Source organism: Burkholderia sp. b14 (assembly GCF_900156195.1).
Classification (GTDB): Bacteria; Pseudomonadota; Gammaproteobacteria; order Burkholderiales; family Burkholderiaceae; genus Mycetohabitans.
This window is the reverse complement of record NZ_FTPJ01000003.1, coordinates 2137483-2156298: the sequence shown is the minus strand read 5'-3', so window position 1 is coordinate 2156298 and position 18816 is coordinate 2137483. Positions and strand designations below refer to the sequence as shown.

At 63.1% G+C, this 18816-nt stretch carries 15 protein-coding genes; 1 reads left to right on the top strand and 14 read right to left on the bottom strand.

Going from position 1 to position 18816, the window contains the following annotated elements:
- Positions 1-8: 8 nt before the first annotated feature.
- The 13 genes from B0B13_RS14425 to coq7 all read right to left on the bottom strand — a co-directional run bounded on the left by B0B13_RS14425 (position 9) and on the right by coq7 (position 15167).
- Positions 9-950, bottom strand: coding sequence for a D-alanine--D-alanine ligase (locus B0B13_RS14425; protein ID WP_076796913.1), 942 nt, complete (start codon positions 948-950; stop codon positions 9-11).
- Positions 951-952: 2 nt separating this feature from the next.
- A complete protein-coding gene (gene murC, locus B0B13_RS14420) occupies positions 953-2344 on the bottom strand; it encodes a UDP-N-acetylmuramate--L-alanine ligase (RefSeq protein WP_076796912.1) in 1392 nt (463 codons plus the stop codon).
- Positions 2341-3471 carry an undecaprenyldiphospho-muramoylpentapeptide beta-N-acetylglucosaminyltransferase gene (gene murG / locus B0B13_RS14415; RefSeq protein ID WP_076796911.1) on the bottom strand — a complete coding sequence of 377 codons (1131 nt, stop codon included), beginning with the start codon at positions 3469-3471 and terminating at the stop codon, positions 2341-2343. Before murG ends, murC begins: the two co-directional genes overlap by 4 nt.
- The gene (ftsW, locus tag B0B13_RS14410; protein ID WP_076796910.1) at positions 3468-4751 is read right to left on the bottom strand and encodes a putative lipid II flippase FtsW; all 1284 of its coding nucleotides are present in this window, start codon (positions 4749-4751) and stop codon (positions 3468-3470) included. Before ftsW ends, murG begins: the two co-directional genes overlap by 4 nt.
- A complete protein-coding gene (murD, locus tag B0B13_RS14405) occupies positions 4748-6265 on the bottom strand; it encodes a UDP-N-acetylmuramoyl-L-alanine--D-glutamate ligase (protein ID WP_076796909.1) in 1518 nt (505 codons plus the stop codon). The genes ftsW and murD overlap by 4 nt, the downstream gene beginning before the upstream one ends.
- A gap of 23 nt (positions 6266-6288) precedes the next feature.
- The gene (mraY, locus tag B0B13_RS14400) at positions 6289-7458 is read right to left on the bottom strand and encodes a phospho-N-acetylmuramoyl-pentapeptide-transferase (RefSeq protein WP_076796908.1); all 1170 of its coding nucleotides are present in this window, start codon (positions 7456-7458) and stop codon (positions 6289-6291) included.
- 11 nt (positions 7459-7469) lie between these two features.
- The gene (locus B0B13_RS14395; RefSeq protein ID WP_076796907.1) at positions 7470-8900 is read right to left on the bottom strand and encodes a UDP-N-acetylmuramoyl-tripeptide--D-alanyl-D-alanine ligase; all 1431 of its coding nucleotides are present in this window, start codon (positions 8898-8900) and stop codon (positions 7470-7472) included.
- Complete coding sequence (locus B0B13_RS14390) at positions 8897-10429, bottom strand: UDP-N-acetylmuramoyl-L-alanyl-D-glutamate--2,6-diaminopimelate ligase (RefSeq protein ID WP_076796906.1); 1533 nt, start codon at positions 10427-10429, stop codon at positions 8897-8899. The genes B0B13_RS14395 and B0B13_RS14390 overlap by 4 nt, the downstream gene beginning before the upstream one ends.
- Complete coding sequence (locus tag B0B13_RS14385; RefSeq protein ID WP_076796905.1) at positions 10426-12216, bottom strand: peptidoglycan D,D-transpeptidase FtsI family protein; 1791 nt, start codon at positions 12214-12216, stop codon at positions 10426-10428. Before B0B13_RS14385 ends, B0B13_RS14390 begins: the two co-directional genes overlap by 4 nt.
- Complete coding sequence (ftsL, locus tag B0B13_RS14380) at positions 12213-12572, bottom strand: cell division protein FtsL (protein ID WP_076796904.1); 360 nt, start codon at positions 12570-12572, stop codon at positions 12213-12215. The genes B0B13_RS14385 and ftsL overlap by 4 nt, the downstream gene beginning before the upstream one ends.
- On the bottom strand, positions 12569-13522 hold the full coding sequence (gene rsmH / locus B0B13_RS14375) for a 16S rRNA (cytosine(1402)-N(4))-methyltransferase RsmH (RefSeq protein ID WP_076796903.1): 954 nt from the start codon (positions 13520-13522) through the stop codon (positions 12569-12571). The genes ftsL and rsmH overlap by 4 nt, the downstream gene beginning before the upstream one ends.
- Positions 13523-13536: 14 nt before the next feature.
- Positions 13537-13965: a division/cell wall cluster transcriptional repressor MraZ gene (mraZ, locus tag B0B13_RS14370; RefSeq protein ID WP_076787457.1), complete on the bottom strand. Its 429-nt coding sequence runs from the start codon at positions 13963-13965 to the stop codon at positions 13537-13539.
- A 572-nt stretch (positions 13966-14537) separates the two neighbouring features.
- Complete coding sequence (coq7, locus tag B0B13_RS14365) at positions 14538-15167, bottom strand: 2-polyprenyl-3-methyl-6-methoxy-1,4-benzoquinone monooxygenase (RefSeq protein WP_076785518.1); 630 nt, start codon at positions 15165-15167, stop codon at positions 14538-14540.
- Between the two features lie 374 nt (positions 15168-15541).
- On the opposite strand from coq7, the gene B0B13_RS14360 reads away from it, so the two are divergent.
- Positions 15542-16726, top strand: a complete 1185-nt coding sequence (locus B0B13_RS14360; protein WP_076796902.1) for a porin — start codon at positions 15542-15544, stop codon at positions 16724-16726.
- A 169-nt stretch (positions 16727-16895) separates the two neighbouring features.
- On the opposite strand, the gene B0B13_RS14355 is transcribed toward B0B13_RS14360, so the two are convergent.
- The gene (locus B0B13_RS14355; RefSeq protein WP_076785520.1) at positions 16896-18572 is read right to left on the bottom strand and encodes a long-chain fatty acid--CoA ligase; all 1677 of its coding nucleotides are present in this window, start codon (positions 18570-18572) and stop codon (positions 16896-16898) included.
- Positions 18573-18816: the final 244 nt, after the last annotated feature.

The following is an 18816-nucleotide window of genomic DNA, read 5'->3' as shown; positions in this document are numbered from 1 at the left end:
GCCGGGTGTCAATCCTTCAGCGTGAGCGCAAGCACGTTCACGAGCAGTTCACTGTACGAGATGCCGACCGCACGCGCCGCCTTTGGCGGCAATGAGTGATCGGTCATGCCGGGCGCAGTGTTGACCTCCAGAAAATACGGGTTGCCATCGCTGTCAAGCATGAAGTCGGCGCGCCCCCAGCCGACGCACGCGAGGACCTCGAATGCGCGACGCGCGAGCGCCGTCAGCCGCTGCTCGTCGGCATCGCTCAATCCGCACGGAATCAGGTACTGGGTATCGTCGGCGACGTATTTCGCGTGGTAATCATAGAACTCGCCAGCCGGCACGATCCGAATCAGCGGCAACGGCAGCGAGCCAGCGATGCACGCGGTGTATTCCCCCCCACCGTCGATGCTCTTCTCCACCAGCACGACCGGATCATGCTGCGCGGCCTGCGCCAGTGCATACGGCAGGTTGTCGGCCGCTTTGACCTTGATCACCGCGACGCTCGACCCTTCGGTGGCCGGCTTGACGAACAGCGGCAACCCGAGTTTCGCGACGATCTGCTGCGCTCGCGTGTCGTAGTCCTCGCCGCGTAGCACCGTGTCGAACGGCGGCGTCGGGATCCCGAGCTGCTGCCAGATCAATTTCGTGCGGAACTTGTCCATGCCCAGCGCCGAGCCCAGCACGCCCGGGCCAGTGTAGCGGATCCCGTAGAAATCGAGCGCGCCCTGGATCTGACCATTTTCACCATATCCGCCGTGCAACGCAATGAACGCGCGCACAAACCCTTCGTCCTTGAGCGCCGACAAGGGCCGCTCCTTCGGATCGAACAAGTGCGCGTCCACGCCGGCGTCGCGCAGCCCCTGGCAGACCAGCGGGCCGGACACGAGCGACACGTCGCGCTCAGACGACTCGCCGCCATAGAGCACCGCCACCTTGCCAAACGCCTTGGGATCGATCGCGTCCATCATCACGCCCTTTGCTCCTGCGTAAGCCGCGCCGGCACACCGCCGATCGAGCCCGCCCCCATCGTCATCACGACGTCGCCGTCGGCGACCACCGCCGCCAGCGCGTCCGCAATCTCGTCGAGCGTGTTAACAAACACCGGTTCGACCCGGCCGGCCACGCGGATGGCTCGCGCCAGCGCGCGACCGTCCGCGGCCACGATCGGCGCCTCGCCGGCCGCGTAGACCTCGGTCAGCACCAGCGCATCCACCGTCGAGAGCACTTTGACAAAGTCCTCGAAACAATCGCGCGTGCGCGTATAGCGGTGTGGTTGGAACACGAGGACCAACCGCCGGTCCGGAAATGCACCGCGCGCCGCGGCAATCGTCGCGGCCATCTCGACCGGATGGTGACCATAATCGTCGATCAGCAAGTACGCGCCGCCGCGCATGAGCGGCACTTCGCCATAACGCTGGAAACGCCGGCCCACGCCGTTGAATTCGGCGAGCGCCGACTGGATATCGGCATCGGCCACCTCCAGCTCAGTCGCGATCGCGATGGCCGCGAGCGCGTTCTGCACGTTGTGCGTGCCGGGTAGGTTCAGCACGATGTCCAACGGCGCCGCGTCGGCGCGATGGACGGTGAAATGCATCCGCCCGTTGCTGGCGCGCACCTGGGTCGCACGCACGTCCGCTTCCTGCGCGAACCCATAGCGGATGGTCGGCTTGGACACGAACGGCAAAATCTCGCGCACGTTCGGATCGTCCACGCACAGCACCGCGATACCGTAAAATGGCAGCCGATGTGTGAATTCGATGAACGCCTGCTTGAGCCGGGCGAAGTCATGACCATACGTATCCAGGTGATCGGCATCGATGTTCGTGATGACTTCGATCACCGGGAACAGGTTAAGGAACGATGCATCCGACTCGTCGGCCTCGGCAACGATAAAATCGCCCGTGCCCAACCGTGCGTTCGCGCCCGCGCTGATCAGCCGCCCCCCGATGACGAAAGTCGGATCCAGCCCACCGGCCGCCAGCAAGCTGGCCACGAGACTAGTCGTCGTGGTCTTGCCATGCGTGCCGGCAATCGCGATGCCTTGCTTGAGTCGCATCAGCTCCGCGAGCATGACGGCGCGCGGCACGATCGGAATATGCCTGCGGCGTGCCTCAAGCACCTCGGGGTTGTCGGTGCGCACCGCCGTAGAGATGACAACCGCATCCGCGCCGTCGATATGCCGTGCGTCGTGACCAAACTTGACGTGGGCGCCGAGCCTGCTCAACCGGTCGGTGACAGCTGAGCGATTCAGATCCGAGCCGCTGACCTGGTAACCCAGGTTGACGAGCACTTCGGCGATGCCGCTCATCCCGGCACCGCCGATCCCGACAAAGTGAATATGCTTGACGATATGTTTCATTGCTTTCCTTGCGCCCCATGCCGCGCATGGTGCGATGCGGCTGCCACATCGCGCGTGACGAGCGACGCGCACACTTGTGCGACGCGCTCGGCGGCATCGGGCATGGCTAGTTCGCGTGCACGGGCCGCGACTCGTGCGAGCGACGCGCGCGTCTGACCGCCGATCCAGTCCGCGAGTTTCTTCGCGGACAATTCATTTTGTTGCATGATGCTCGCCGCGTGATGCGCGACGAGAAATGCCGCGTTGCTCGTCTGATGGTCGTCGACAGCGAACGGGAACGGCACGAACAGCGCAGCCACGCCTACAGCGGCGATTTCCGATACCGTCATCGCGCCGGAGCGACAAATCACGAGGTCGGCCTCGGCATAGGCGCGCGCCATGTCGTCGATGAACGGAACCAGCTCGATGCCGTCGCCCTGCGCCAGGCCCGCGTCCGCGTAATGCGCACGCAACGCTTCGATATGCTTGGCGCCGGCCTGGTGCACCACGTGTGGACGCCGCGCCGGATCGAGCAACGCCAACGCGCACGGCACCGTTTTATTGAGCGCCGCGGCGCCGAGGCTGCCGCCGACCACCAGCACGCGCAATGGACCGGTGCGCGCCGCGTACCGCGCCTGAGGCGGGGCCACCGCAGCCAGTTCCGCGCGGATCGGGTTACCGGTCCATTGCGCGCCGGGCAGCGCGTCGGGAAAGGCAACCAGTACGCGGCGCGCGAGCCTGGCTAACAGTTTGTTGGCCAGGCCCGCAATCGAATTTTGCTCGTGCAGCACCAGTGGAATGCGCGCGAGCACAGCCGTCACGCCGGCCGGAAACGTGATGTAGCCTCCCATGCCGAGCACGACGTCGGGCCGCACGCGGCCAAGCACAGCACGACTTTGCAGACACGCGCGCAGCAGGTTCAGCGGCAAGCACAGCTTTGTGACAATGCCCTTGCCGCGCACGCCGCCAAAACGCACGAACTCGACCGCGATGTCGTACTTAGGCACCAGTGTCGCTTCCATGCCTTTCGGATTGCCAAGCCATACGACCCGCCAGCCCTGCGCCTGCATCCGCTGCGCGACCGCCAGTCCGGGAAACACATGACCGCCGGTGCCGCCCGCCATGACGAGCAACGTGCGTGCGCTCATACCTTGCCTCCGCGCATCAGCACCCGGTTCTCGTAATCGACGCGCATCAGCAACGCCAGCGCCACGCAGTTGAGCAGGATGCCGGAGCCGCCGTAGCTGACTAGCGGCAGCGTTAACCCCTTGGTCGGCAACAGACCGAGGTTCACCCCCATGTTAATGAACGTCTGCGCGCCGACCCACAGGCCAATGCCTTTCGCGACCAATCCGGCGAACGTGCGATCCAGTGCGAGCGCCTGGCGGCCGATTTCGAACGCGCGCCGCACGATCCAATAAAACAGCAGAATCACAACGCCCACGCCAACAAAGCCAAGCTCCTCGCCGATCACCGCGAGAATGAAGTCGGTGTGCGCTTCAGGCAAATAGTTGAGCTTCTCGACGCTGCCGCCCAGGCCGACTCCAAACCACTCGCCGCGTCCGAATGCGATTAACGAATGGGTAAGCTGGTACGCCTTGCCTTGCGCATAGCGGTCGTCCCACGGATTCAGGTACGCAAAGATGCGCTCGCGACGCCACGGTGAGGCCCAGACCAGCATGCCAAACGTGCCAATGGCGGTCAGCGCCAGGCCGCCGAACAGCCGCCCGCTTACGCCGCCCAGGAACAACACGCCCATCGCGATCGCCGCGATCACCATGAACGCCCCCATGTCCGGCTCCAGCAGCAGCAGCGCGCCGACCACGCCGACTGCAAGCGCCATCGGCAAGAAGCCCTTCGCGAACTGGTGCATGTACTCTTGTTTGCGGACCGTATAGTTGGCCGCGTAAATCGTCACCGCCAGTTTCATGATTTCCGACGGCTGCATGTTTGTGATACCCAGTGGAATCCACCGGCGCGCGCCGTTCACGCCCTTGCCCAGGTACGGTATGAGTACGACCACCAGCAACAGCAACGCGACAAGGAAGAGACGCGGCGCGTACTTGTCCCAGGTCTTGACCGGAATGCGAAACGCCACCAGCGCGCCGAGCACACCGGTCACGAGCGACGCAACGTGCCGCACGAGAAAATGGTATGGCATATAGGCCGAGTACTTGGGCGAGTCAGGCAGCGCGATCGATGCCGAATACACCATCACGAGTCCGAGCGACAACAGCGCGATCGTTGCCCAGAGCAGCGAGTGGTCATAGTCGCGCATGCGCGAGCGCAACGGGCGGATGCCGCTGACCGCGCTGGCCAGCCCCACGCCGCGTGCCGGGGTGGCCGCACTGGCGGCGCCGATCCCGTCGCTGGGCACTGCGTAGCGGCGCCCAGCGAGCCTTGCTGCGATCCGCTGCACCCGGCTCATAGCATCCCTCCTTTGTCGGCCGCGATGTCCTCGACTTCGCTGCGGAACACCTGCGCACGCTGCGCATATCCGGAAAACATGTCCAGGCTCGCGCACGCGGGAGACAGCAGCACCGCATCCCCGGGCTGGGCGACGGCTGCCGCGGCACGCGTCGCCGCCTGCAGGCTCGGGTGCAGGGCCAGTTCGACACCGGTATCAGCCAGTGCCGCGCGCAGCGCAGGCGCGTCACGGCCGATCAACATCACAGCCCGGCACCAGCGCGCCACCGGCGCCGCAAGCGGCGCAAAATCCTGGTTCTTGCCGTCACCGCCGGCAATCAATACGATCCGCTGCGCGAGGCCATCAAGCGCGGCCACGGTCGCGCCGACGTTGGTACCCTTGCTGTCATCGACGTAGTCGACTCCGTCGATCGATCCAATCCACTCGACGCGATGCGGCTCGCCGCGGTACTCGCGCAAGCCGTGCAGCAACGCGGCGAGCGGCAGGCCGATCGACTGGGCCAAGGCAAGCGCGGCCATCGCATTCGCCGCGTTATGCAAACCACGAATGCGCAGGGCATCGACAGGCATGAGCCGCTTGACCGCGATATCGGGCGCGCAGCCGCCGCGCTTGCGACGGCGATTCGTCGCGCGTTGTTCGGATGCATCGTTGCGCTCGTATGCCTGGATAAGCCACGCAATGCCTCCATCGCGTTGGATACCGTAGTCGCCATCGTTCTGCGGCACGTTAAGTCCAAAGGTCAAATACGATGCAATGGCATCGCCAGCCGGCACGAATGCCATCACGCGCGCATCGTCGCGGTTCAATACACGCAGCGTACGCAGCCCGAAGACCCGCCCCTTTGCGGCAGCGTAGGCGTCCATTCCGCCATGCCAGTCCAGATGGTCCTGCGTGATGTTGAGGATCACCGCCGCCTCGGGTTCGAACGTGTACGATGTCTCGAGTTGGAAGCTGGACAGCTCCAGTACCCAGACGTCAGGCAGCTTCGCCGCGTCGATGGCCTCGGCCAGCTTATCCAGCATGGCCGGACTGATGTTGCCGGCCACCGCAACGCTCCTACCAGCCCGCTCGCACAGCAGCGCGGTTAGCGCCGTGGTCGTCGTCTTGCCGTTCGTGCCGGTAATCGCCAGCACCTTGGGCTGGTAGCCGTCGTTGGCCAGTGCGCGCAACGCCTGCGCAAAGAACTCGAGTTCGCCCCACACTTCAATGCCGCGCTCGCGGGCCGCGTCGATCAGCGCAGCCAGTTCCGCGCCAAGCGGCGACAAACCGGGACTGATGGCCACCAACTCGATACCGTCATCGAGCAGCGTGGGACTGAACGCACCGCTGACGAATTCGGCGTCGATACCCAGCGCTGCCAATTGCGACAGGTTCGGCGGCGCGGCGCGGGTATCGGCCACGCGCAAGCGGCAACCGTGACGCGCGCACCAGCGCGCCATCGCCAGCCCCGATTCGCCGAGCCCCAGCACGAGCGTCGTCGGGCGTTGCCGTTCTCCGAACTTCTCACCGAACATCGTTTCGTTTCCTCGGTTTCCAGTTACCGTAATTTCAGCGTGGACAGACCAAACAAGCACAGCATCAACGTGATGATCCAAAAGCGGACGACCACCTGAGTCTCCTTCCATCCAGACAACTCAAAATGGTGATGCAACGGCGCCATCTTGAAGATGCGCCGGCCCTCGCCATAGCGGCGCTTCGTGTAGCGGAACCACGTGACCTGCAACATCACCGAGACGGTCTCGGCGACGAACACGCCGCCCATGATGAACAGCACGATTTCCTGCCGCACGATCACTGCAATGGTGCCCAGCGCGCCACCGAGCGCGAGTGCGCCGACATCCCCCATGAATACCTGCGCGGGGTACGTGTTGTACCAAAGGAACGCGAGTCCCGCACCGCCCATCGCCGAGCAAAAGATGAGTAACTCGCCCGCGCCGGGAATATGCGGAAACAGCAGGTACTTCGAATAGACGGCGCTGCCCATCACATACGCGAACACGCCGAGCGCTGCCCCGACCAGCACGACCGGCATGATCACCAGTCCGTCCAGCCCGTCGGTCAAGTTCACCGCATTGCTCGAGCCGACGATCACGAAATAGGTCAACGCAATGAATCCCCAGACGCCGAGCGGATAGCTGATCGCTTTCAGGAACGGCAGGGCCAGATCGGCGCGCGCCGGCAAGCCGATTGAGAATCCGCTGCGCACCCACGCCATGAACAGATCGAACACGCGCGCGTTATTCGCCTCGGATACCGAGAACGCAAGATACACGGCGGCGAACAAGCCGATCACCGATTGCCAAAAGTACTTTTCGCGCGAGGACATGCCGCGCGGGTCCTTGTAGACGACCTTACGATAATCGTCGACCCAGCCGATCACACCGAAGCCAAAAGTGACTAGCATCACAATCCAGATGAAGCGATTGGTCAGGTCGCTCCACAACAGCGTCGACACGGCAATGCCAATCAGGATCAGCACACCGCCCATCGTCGGCGTGCCGGACTTGATTAAATGCGTCTGCGGTCCATCCTTGCGCACGGCCTGGCCCATCTTCAGCGCGGAGAGCTTGTGAATCACCGCAGGGCCGCAGACGAGTCCGATCAACAGCGCGGTGATGGTCGCCATCACCGCGCGAAACGTCAGATAGTTGATCACACGCAAATAGCTTGCATCGCTTTGCAGCCATTGCGCCAGCGCCAATAGCATTCGAGGTCCTTTCAATGCGCGCCGGTCTTAGCCGGCGCATCGGTTGTAGTGGGAAGGGTCAGAGCCTGGACCACGCGCTCCATGCGCATGAAACGCGAACCCTTAACCAGGATCGTCGCACCGGCGGCGCGCTCCGATGCGACGGCATCCTGGCGGAGCAGCGCGGAAACGAGTGCCTCGGCTGAATCGAAATGATGAGCGTGCGGGCCGAACGCGGTGCACGCAGCGCGACTCGCGTCACCGAGCGCGTACAGTGCATCGAGCCCGCGTTCGCGCGCATAGGCGCCGACTTCGCGATGAAACGCGGGACCGTTGTCGCCGACTTCTCCCATGTCGCCTATCACCAGCACGCGCGGCGCTGCACGCATGGCCAGGACGTCGATCGCCGCGCGCATCGAATCCGGATTGGAATTATAGGTATCGTCGATAACCGTCGCGCCGGCCCATGGCGTCGCTTGGGCGAGCTTGGCCTGCAGCCGTCCATTGACCGGCTCGAAGGCCTCGAGCCCGCGCCGTATCGCATCCAGTCCGACGCCGGCGGCAAGCGCGGCCGCGGTGGCAGCGAGCGCATTGCGCGCATTGTGCTCGCCGAGCGCGCGCAACGATACCTCGAGCGCGCCGGCGCGGGTCTCAATTCGCAATGCGCCGGTGTCCGCAATCGTACCCTGAACCGCCGCATCGCTATGGGCACCGGGCCGGCACAGCGCGAAGTCCACGATCGGGTTGCCGGTGGCCTCCACCCGCCAGATGCCGGCATACGGATCGTCGGCGGGGAACACCGCCGTGCCGTCCGGCGGCAGCGCATGGATCACGCTCGCGTGCTCCAGCGCTACGGCCTCGACCGTCGCCATGAACTCTTGATGCTCGCGCTGGGCATTGTTCACCAGCGCGATCGTGGGTCCGGCAATCCGGGCGAGTTGTTGCGTTTCGCCGGGATGGTTGATGCCAAGCTCGACGACCGCGAGCCGATGCTGCGGCGCGAGCCGCAACAACGTGAGCGGCACGCCGATGTCGTTGTTCAGGTTGCCTTGCGTCGCGAGCCGCTGCGCTTGACCGACGGCGGCAGCAAAAATCGACGCGATCATTTCTTTGACCGTGGTCTTGCCGTTGCTGCCGGTCACCGCAACCAGCGGCAACGCAAACCTGCGACGCCAGCCGGCCGCAAGCGCGCCGAGCGCGGCCCGTGTGTCGGTCACACGGATCGCCGGCACACGCCAGTCGCCGGGGCTACGCGACACCAATACGGCGGCCACGCCGCGCCGCGCAAGCTCCGGCAGAAAATCGTGCGCGTCGAAACGCTCGCCTTTGAGCGCGACAAACAGACTTGCCGGCCCGCAACTGCGACTGTCGGTTGAGACTTGATCGAAAGCGACCGTATCGTCGCCCAATACCGTGGCGCCGTCGATTAGTGCAGCCGCCTCGCGCAGCGTCAACCTCGTCATTGGGCTTCTCCGCGAGGTTGCGTGGCGCGCGACGCGAGCGCGAGGCGTGCATGATCCTGATCCGAAAACGGCCGCTTCTTGCCCATCACTTCCTGTGTTGCCTCATGCCCCTTGCCGGCGATCAGCACGACGTCAGCAGCGGCCGCGCCACGCACCGCCTGCAGTAACGCGCCGGCGCGATCTTCGATGGTGCGCGCGCGTGCCGGCTCGCGCATCGCACCGACGATCTGGCCGATGATGGCCAGCGGCGGCTCGCTACGCGGGTTGTCACTCGTCACGATGACGCTATCGGCGAGCCGCTCGGCAATCGCCCCCATCAGCGGCCGCTTGGTTGCATCGCGCTCGCCCCCACAGCCGAACACGCAGACGAGCTTGCCGCCCCGCTGCGTGGCGATCGGCCGCAGTGCATCGAGCGCCTTTTCCAAGGCGTCCGGCGTATGTGCGTAATCGACGACTACCAGCGGCTCGTCCATTTGCAGCCGCCCGCCGAGCTGTTGCATCCGGCCGTTGACCGGTTCCAGCCGCGTGATTTGCGACAGCGCCGTATCGAATGGCACGTCGGCGGCCAATAGCACGCCGAGAACGGCGAGCAGATTGGCGACATTGAACGTGCCGAGCGTGCTCACCTCGAGTTCGGCGTGCCCCCAGTCGGATACCACCGTGAAGGCGGTGCCGGTGGCGGTCGCGCGGATCGCCATTGCATGCAGCGAAGCGTCGCCGCGCGGCCTGGTCGAGGCGATGCCATACGAGATCGTGCGCACCCGTGTGGCCAAATGCCCGATCAACCGGCGCCCGGCCTCGTCGTCGCGATTGATGACCGCCGCGCGCAAGCCCGGCCACTCGAACAGCCGCGCCTTGGCGGCCTCGTACGACGCGAGGTCCTTGTGATAGTCGAGATGGTCCTGTGTCAGGTTAGTGAACACCGCAATGTCAAACGCGACGCCATTCACGCGCCCTTGGTGCAGTGCATGCGAGGACACTTCCATCGATACTGCGCTTGCGCCGTGCGCACGCAGCGCCGCCAGGCTGCGGTGCACCTGCGGCGCGTCGGGGGTCGTGAACCCGGTGTGCGAAAGCTGCCCCGGCAGTCCGGTGCCCAACGTGCCAACGATTGCGCAACGGGTGCCGCTGCCGCTCAGCGCGCCCGCGACCCAGTGACTGGTGGTGGTCTTGCCATTGGTGCCCGTAATGCCGACCATCAGCATGTCGCGACTGGGCTCGCCATACCACGCGCTAGCAATGTGGCCCGCAAGCTGATCGAGTTCAGGAACCTCAAGCACCGGTCCACCAGCCGGAGACTCGCCGCCGGCCTGGACCAGCACGGCCGCCGCGCCGCGCTGCAATGCATCGGCAATATACGGACGACTGTCTGCGCCGTCCACTGCATACGAGACGAACGCATCGCCAGCGCGCACTGCGCGACTGTCCGCCTGCAATTGCGCATGCGGCGCAAGCCGGGTGCGCAACCACGCGAGCACATCGGCCCGCGCGCGCTCGATTTGTTCGGGCGTCAGTGGCGGGCGGCTCATCGTACGGTCCTTTGCGTCGCGCTCACATTGATGATTGGCTTAGCGTCGTTGCTGACCACGAGCTGCTTGACCGGCATGTCGGGCGGCACATTCAGCGAGCGCAGCGTGTCGCCGGCAATCGCCGAGAAGACCGGACCGGAGACTTGTCCGCCGAAGTGACTGCCAGCGGTCGGCTCATCGACCGATACTGCCACTACGATGCGCGGATTCGGCATCGGCGCCATGCCGACGAACGACGCCCGATATTTACCGCGATCGTAGCCGCGTCCCACGTGCTTGTATGCAGTGCCGCTCTTGCCGCCGACGCGGTATCCCGGCACCGCCGCATCGGGCGATGTGCCGCCCGGCCGCGTGACGGTCTCCAGCATCGCGCGAACCTGCCGCGCCGTGGTGGCCGAGAACACCTGCGCGCCTTGCGGCTCGTCGCCGTTGTTGCCCCTGACCAGCGTGAGCGGAATGATGCGGCCGTCATGCGCGATCGCGGTATAGGCCCGGCCGAGCTGAAACAGCGACGCGGACAAACCGTAGCCATACGACATCGTCGCCTGCTCGATGCGACGCCAGCTCTTCCAAGGGCGCAACCGTCCAGCTGCCGCGCCGGGAAAGCCGACCTTCGGCGCCTGGCCCAGTCCGATGCTCGTATACATATTCCACATTTCCTCGGGCCGCAATTGCATCGCGATCTTTGTCGCGCCGATGTTGCTGGACTTCTGAATGACACCGCCAACGGTCAACACGCCAAAGCCGGCGTCGTCCGTGATCGTCGCGCCATCCAATGTGAAGCGGCCCCCGCCAGTATCGACTAACGTCGTCGGCGATACGCGGTGCAAATCTAGTGCGAGCGACACAGTAAACGGCTTCATGATCGAGCCGGGCTCAAACACGTCGGTCAGCACACGATTGCGCAACTGTTCGCCGGTCATGTGCGAGCGGTCATTCGGGTTGTATGTCGGATAATTGACCAGCGCGAGTACCTCGCCCGTCTTCACGTCGATGACGATCGCCGCGCCGGCCTTCGCCTTGAACCGATCTACCGCCGCCTTCAGGTTAGCGTACGCGATGTACTGGATCTTGCTGTCCAGTGACAACTCGACGTCCTGCCCATTGCGCGGCTTGACCAACTCGTCGACGTCTTCGACGATGCGCCCGATCCGGTCCTTAATCACACGGCGGCTGCCCGGCACACCGGCCAACTCCTTCTGGTCCGCCAGCTCGATGCCTTCCTGCCCCTCGTCCTCGACGTTGGTGAAGCCGATCATATGTGCAGTGATCTCGCCTTCTGGATAAAAGCGCTTGTATTCAGCACGTGCGTAGATGCCGGGGATGTCTAGTGAGGCGACCTTCTGCGCAACGTCTAATGGCACTTGCCGCTTCACGTAGACGAATGTCTTGTCCTGCGACAACTTTGCGCGCAATTCTTTCTCACCCATCGACAACAGCTGCGAGAGCTTCGTCAGCTTATCGGCGCCCAGATCGTCGGGCACCGATTCGGGAATGGCCCAGATCGCGCGCACCGGCAAGCTGGTGGCCAACACTAGCCCGTTGCGGTCCAGGATCTTGCCGCGCGTGGCCGGCAACTCGATGGTGCGTTGGTAGCGGCTTTCACCCTGCTTTTGATAAAACGCGTTGCCCGGTCCCTGGATCCAGAATGCACGCGCCGCCAGTACGACGAACGCGACGAACAGCAGAAACACGACAAGCTTGGAGCGCCACATCGGCAAGGGCACCGACAGCACCGGACTCGATGAGAACGGTACATGACGACGATGATGGGCCGAGCGCTTCATCGAGTCACTCCCGCCGTGGTGCTCGGCGACGCGGAGCCAGATGCCCCACCACCTACGTCGCTGGCCGGCGGCGTATCGGCCGGCACGCTCGCCGGGTCAACGCTCACATACTGGGTACGACCCGGCACCACCGGCTGCATTTTCAGGTCGGCGGTGGCGATACGCTCGATGCGCGAAGTCTTTGACAATGCGCTTTGCTGGTATTGCAACTGCGCATAGTCCAACTGCAGCTGATGCTCTTGCGACTGGGCGCGCTGAAGATCGATAAATACCTCGCGCTGCCGGTTCGTCGCGTTGACGACCGACAGCGCGCAGCCCAACACAACGATGAGCAGGACAATATTGAGCCGGCTCATGCCAACACCCGCTCAGCGATGCGCATCACAGCGGAGCGGGCACGCGGGTTGGCCGCCACTTCCGCCTCGCCAGCAAAGACACGCCCAAGAATGCGCAACGGCGGACTGGGCAAGTCCGCCGCGCGAATCGGCAGGCGCCGGTCCATGGCCGGCGCGCGCGCGCGCGATTGAAGGAATCGCTTGACGATGCGGTCCTCTAGCGAATGAAAGCTGATGACCACCAACCGGCCCCCCTGCTCCAACGACTCCAATGCAGTCTCAAGAACTACCGGCAGCTCCGCAAGCTCTTGATTGATGTGAATCCGTATAGCTTGAAAGGTGCGAGTGGCCGGGTCCTGGCCCTTCTCGCGGGTCTTGACGGCACGCGCCACGATCTCGGCAAGCTCACGTGTGCGCACGAGAGGCCCGAGACGCCCGGATTCCGCCCGGCGAGCAACAATCGCCTTTGCAATCTGAACAGCAAACCGTTCTTCCCCATAATCCCGTATCACCCCTATCAATTCCCGCTCGTCTACATGCGCGAGCCATTGTGCGGCGGACTCGCCGCGCGTCGGATCCATGCGCATGTCCAGTGGACCATCGTGGCGAAAGCTGAAACCTCGCGCCGGATCATCGATTTGCGGCGACGACACGCCCAGATCCAGCAATACGCCCGACACGCGCACACCGCCGCGCGCCGCCAGCACGTCGCGTAGTTGCGCGAAGCTGCCATGCACGACATCCAGCCGTGGATCGGCGATTCGGCGTGCCACCTCGATCGCCTGCGGGTCTTTGTCGAACGCAATCAACCGCGCGGCAGGCGCAAGCCGCGCGAGCACCGCGCGACTGTGGCCGCCCCGGCCGAATGTGCCATCGACATAGATCCCATCGGCGCGCGTGACCAGCGCATCGACCGCTTCTTCCAGCAGCACCGTGCGATGCTGTCCCGGCTTTTCTATTGCGGACGCCATCCGATGCTCCGCAATCAGAAAGTAAAGTTCTTTAGTGCGTCGGGCATACCTTGCGCCATCGCGGCCTGCTCCTTCGCAGCATACGTTTGCGCATCCCACAACTCGAAGTGGCTACCCATGCCGAGCAGCATCACCTCACGCTCCAGGTTCGCAGCGGCGCGCAACTCAGGCGAGACGAGCACCCGGCCCGCAGAATCCATATCGACGTCCGATGCATTACCGAGGAAGATCCGTCGCCACCAGTGCGCATCCATCGGCAACGCGGCAATCTTGTTCCGGAACACTTCCCATTCAGGCCATGGAAATAGCAACAGGCAGCCATCGGGGTGCTTGGTGATCGTTACCCGGCCCTCTGCCTGTCCTAACAGCGCTTCCCGATAACGCGACGGCACCGACATCCGGCCCTTCGCATCGAGCGTTAGCGCCGACGCCCCCTGGAACACGTCCCATCTCCCTGTCACCGACATGCGCAGCGCATGCCACCCGGACCCACCTCATCGCACAAGTCGCGCAGATAACACACAAAACTACACTTTTTCACACTGGGCCCCACTTTAGAGGAACGCCCGGCAGGGGTCAAGGGCGCAACTGCGGTTTTGCACGCGAATTCATTCGATAGAACAAAGACTTAGCGCAACCCGTTAAAGCGGGTTCCATAAAGATTTTTCAACTAAATGAAGGGATTGCCTGCGCTTTTAAAAGTAGTACGTGAGAATTCGGCACTTTTTTCACTGCGTCGCGGGGTTCGCGGGCCGGCAAAAGGTCATTTTTGCGCAACAATAGCAGCGCCACGCCGGATCGGGCGAGTTGACCCGGTAACCCGTAGGACCAACGCGATCGGCGTTGCGAGCTACCGGCCGTGTCATCACGCTCGACGTCACGGCACCCGGCCATGTCGACGCGATCAGATCGCCGGCAGTCGCACCGTGTCAACGCAATCGGCATTGGGAAGTCGCCCGCCTGCGGCCGGTCCCACGCCCGCTAGGTCCGGGCGGCGCATGCGATAGCGCTAGAGCTAGATATAGTACGCAGTACGGGTCATCACACGCGCGGCCACGCGCATCAGTGCGGTCACCGGGGCGGGAAGCTCCACACCACCAGCGTCCGACGCAGCACGCGCATGTGTAATCTCGTCTGTGCGCATCTGCATGACGATCGCACGTGACGCGTGGTCGAGCGCCGGCAGCCGGTCCAGATGGCCATCCAGGTGCTGCTCGACCTGGCGCTCCGTTTCAGCCATGAAGCCAAGGCTGACGCGATCGCCGAACCGGCCGGCGACAAAGCCGATGGCAAGCGAGCCAGCGTACCACAACGGATTGAGCAAGCTCGGCCGCGAGTTTAGTTCGCGCAACCGATGTGCGGTCCACGCCAGGTGGTCCTCCTCCTCGCGCGCAGCCCGCTCGAACGCTTGCTTCAGCCGCTCGGAGTGGGTCGCCAGCTTCTGCGCCTGATAAAGCGCCTGCGCGCATACTTCACCGACATGGTTCACTCGCATCAGCGCCGCCGCATGACTTTGCTCGGCCACCGTCATTTCACTGTCGTCGGCCACCACGTCGGGCTGCGGCACCGGCCGGCTCATTTTGGCCACCCCTGTGATCGAGCGCAAGCCACGGTCAAACTCCCCGATCAACTCGTCGAGCAACATTTCAATACTCCTTCATCCATACGTCACTATCACTGGACGCGGCACCGGGTACCCCTTGCGCGCGCCCGCGCCCGGCAACCGTCGCGTAACGGATAGCGCCGGGCTAACTTAATCGATTCCGCCATCACACCCACGCTCATAAACCATTGACATTGAAGCGATTCTTTGCAGTCATGGCCGATCAGGATAGCTACTGGCTGGCTGTTGCGTAAAAGTGACACAAGGCACCCCAAGCACGGACAAAAACCGTCTTTTTCTTGGTCGATATGAACCCTTTTGCTACATTAAGCTCTAGCTTCTCGCGAAGTTGCAAAGCAAGGAAATTATCACACTGACTTTGCCTATCAGTCAGACAATCTCTGGAGATCATTTTGATGAAAAAGTCGCTTCTCGCTCTCGCGGCATTGGGCGCTTTCTCAGGTGTTGCCCATGCGCAAAGCAGCGTGACGCTGTACGGTATCATTGACGAAGGCCTGAATTACACGAGCAACAGCGGCGGCCACACGCTATGGAACCTGTCCAGCGGCGTGATGCAAGGCAGCCGTTGGGGCCTGCGTGGCACCGAAGACCTAGGCGGTGGCTTGAAGGCGATCTTCACGTTGGAAAACGGTTTTGACGTCAACACCGGCAAGCTCGGTCAAGGCGGCCTCGAATTCGGCCGTCAAGCGTTCGTCGGTTTGTCGTCGAGCAGCTTCGGTACGGTCACGCTGGGTCGTCAATACGACTCCGTGGTCGACTACGTCGGCCCACTGGAAGCCGGTGACCAATGGGGTGGCTACATTGCCGCTCACCCGGGCGACCTGGACAACTTCAACAACACCTATCGCATCAACAACTCGATCAAGTACACGAGCCCAAACTTCGCAGGCTTGTCCTTCGGTGGCTTGTACAGCTTAGGCGGCGTGGCTGGCGACTTCTCGCGCAACCAAGCGTTCTCGCTGGGCGCCGGCTACACGAACGGCCCGTTGGTGTTGGGTGTCGGCTACTTGAACGTGCGTAACCCGAACGTCAGTTTCTTTGGCAACAGCACGTCGGGCACGATCAACGCTGGCGTGTCGAACGTGACCTCATCGGTCTACGGCGGCTACGGCTCGGCCCACACGTATCAAGTGATCGGTGCGGGCGGCGCGTACACGTTCGGCCCGGCAACGGTCGGCATCACGTACTCGAACACGAAGTTCTACAAGCTGGGCAGCACGTACGCATCGGCTTTCGCTGGCAGCACTGCGACGTTCAACAACGCCGAAATCAACTTTAAGTACCAGTTGACCCCGGCGTTGGTGCTCGGCGCAGCGTATGACTTCACGAAGGGCAGCTCGATCAACGGCCAGTCTCCTGCGAAGTACCACCAAGGCGCGCTGGGCGCGGACTACTTCCTGTCCAAGCGTACTGACGTCTACCTGATCGGTGTCTACCAGCACGCGTCAGGCAACACGGTGTCGACTTCGTCGAGCGGCGTAGACTCGGTGGCTGCGGCCACCGCCAATATCATGGGCCTGTCGCCGTCGACGACGAACAACCAAGCCACGGTTCGCGTCGGCATCCGCCACAAATTCTAATAACACGCTTTAAAACGGTTTTAACCTTTAAAGGCGCCTTCGGGTGCCTTTTTTAATGCGCTGCCACGCTGATACACGGCAGGTTCGACGTCGCAGCTAGCTCAGCGTCGGGGCCAGTTCAATGTCTCGGCGCACTCGCCGTCCCAGCAAACTTAATGTCAGAGCAGGCTTAGTGTCGAGGCGCGTCGCGCAGCTCGCGCCGCAGGATCTTGCCAACGTTTGTCTTCGGCAGTTCAGCCCTGAACTCGACCGCTTTCGGACGCTTATAGCCAGCTAGGCGCTCCCTACAGAACTCGATAACAGCCTGCTCGGTGAGCGCTGGGTCTTTTTTCACGATGAACAGCTTCACCACCTCGCCGGAATGCGGGTCCGTCACGCCCACCGCGGCGACTTCATAGACGCCCGGCATCTGCGCGACCACGTCCTCGACCTCGTTCGGATAGACATTGAAGCCCGACACCAGGATCATGTCCTTCTTGCGGTCGACGATTTTCACGTAACCACGTTCATCGATCACGCCGACGTCGCCGGACTTGAAGAAACCATCCGCCGTCATCACGCTGGCCGTCTCACCCGGGCGGTTCCAGTAGCCGGCCATGACCTGCGGGCCGCGAATGCAGATCTCGCCGGGCTGCCCCAGCGGCAACTCGTTGCCTTCGTCGTCACGGATCGACACTTCGGTGGACGGCAACGGCAAGCCGATCGTGCCTGTGTACTCGGTCGAGGTCGCCGGGTTGCACGTCACGCAAGGTGACGTCTCGGACAAACCATAGCCTTCGACGATCGGCGCACCGGTCATTTCGTACCACCGCTTCGCCACCGCCTCCTGCACGGCCATCCCTCCCGCGTTAGCTACCACCAGTTTCGAAAAGTCCAGCTTGCCGAAGTCTGGATGATTGAGCAGCACGTTGTACAGTGTATTGACTGCGGGGAACATACTGACCGCGTACCCCTTCAGCTGCTTGATCGTACCGGCAATATCGCGCGGGTTTGGAATCAATACCGCAAGCCCGCCGGTACGAATCGTCAGCAGTGCGCAGACGGTCAACGCATAAATGTGATACAGCGGAAGCGCGATCACCGTAGTCAATTGCGTGAGTTCTGCATGCGCGCTGCGCGCCGGATTAAGCCAGACTTCCGATTGCAGTACGTTCGCAACGATGTTCCGATGTAGCAGCGTCGCCCCCTTCGCGATACCCGTCGTGCCTCCGGTATATTGCAGGAAGGCGACATCATCCGGTCCTTGCTGCACGGGGCGAAACGTGCCTCGCTTGCCCTGCGCGAGCGCATCGTTGAAGCGCACCGAGCCCGGCAGCGACCAGGCCGGCACCATCTTTTTCACATGCCGCACGACCCAATTGACCAGGCAGCCCTTCACGCCCATCAGGTCGCCCATCGCTGCCACAATAACGTGGTTGACATCGGTGTTGGGCACGACCGCCTGCAGCGTCGTCGCAAAATTCTCGAGTAGGATGATTGCCTGTGCGCCACTGTCGCGCAGCTGGTGTTCAAGCTCGCGCGGCGTGTATAGCGGATTGACGTTGACCATGACATATCCGGCCCGCAACACGGCAGCAATTGCAACGGGATACTGCAGTACGTTTGGCATCATCACTGCGACGCGAGCGCCCTGAGTCAGACCCTTGCATTGCAAATAGGCGGCCAATGCCCGCGACAGCCGGTCCAGTTCCCCATAGGTCAACACCTGCCCCATGCAGGCAAACGCTGGCCGCTCAGCAAATTTGCCAAAGCTCTCCTCGAGCAGCAGCGTCACCGACGCATAGATCGACGGATCGATATCCGCTGGCACGCCGGCGGGATACGATTTAAGCCAGATGCGTTCCATGCGGCACCTCCTCCGATTGATTTCGAATGATCGTGCTAAAAATGGCATGCTAGCCGCAACGGCGTTCTCGGACAATCGCTTTAGATGGTCTCCTCGGCCGGCATTGCCCCTTTCAGCCGGCATTAAACGTGCAGTCGGTGTTGGCCGTGCAGGAAGCATTGATTGTTCAAGCGGCTTCGAACTGGACCAGGCAGTCGTAGAGCGCCTGCACCGCGGCCCGAGCCGGTCAATCGCTGGCGGGTCA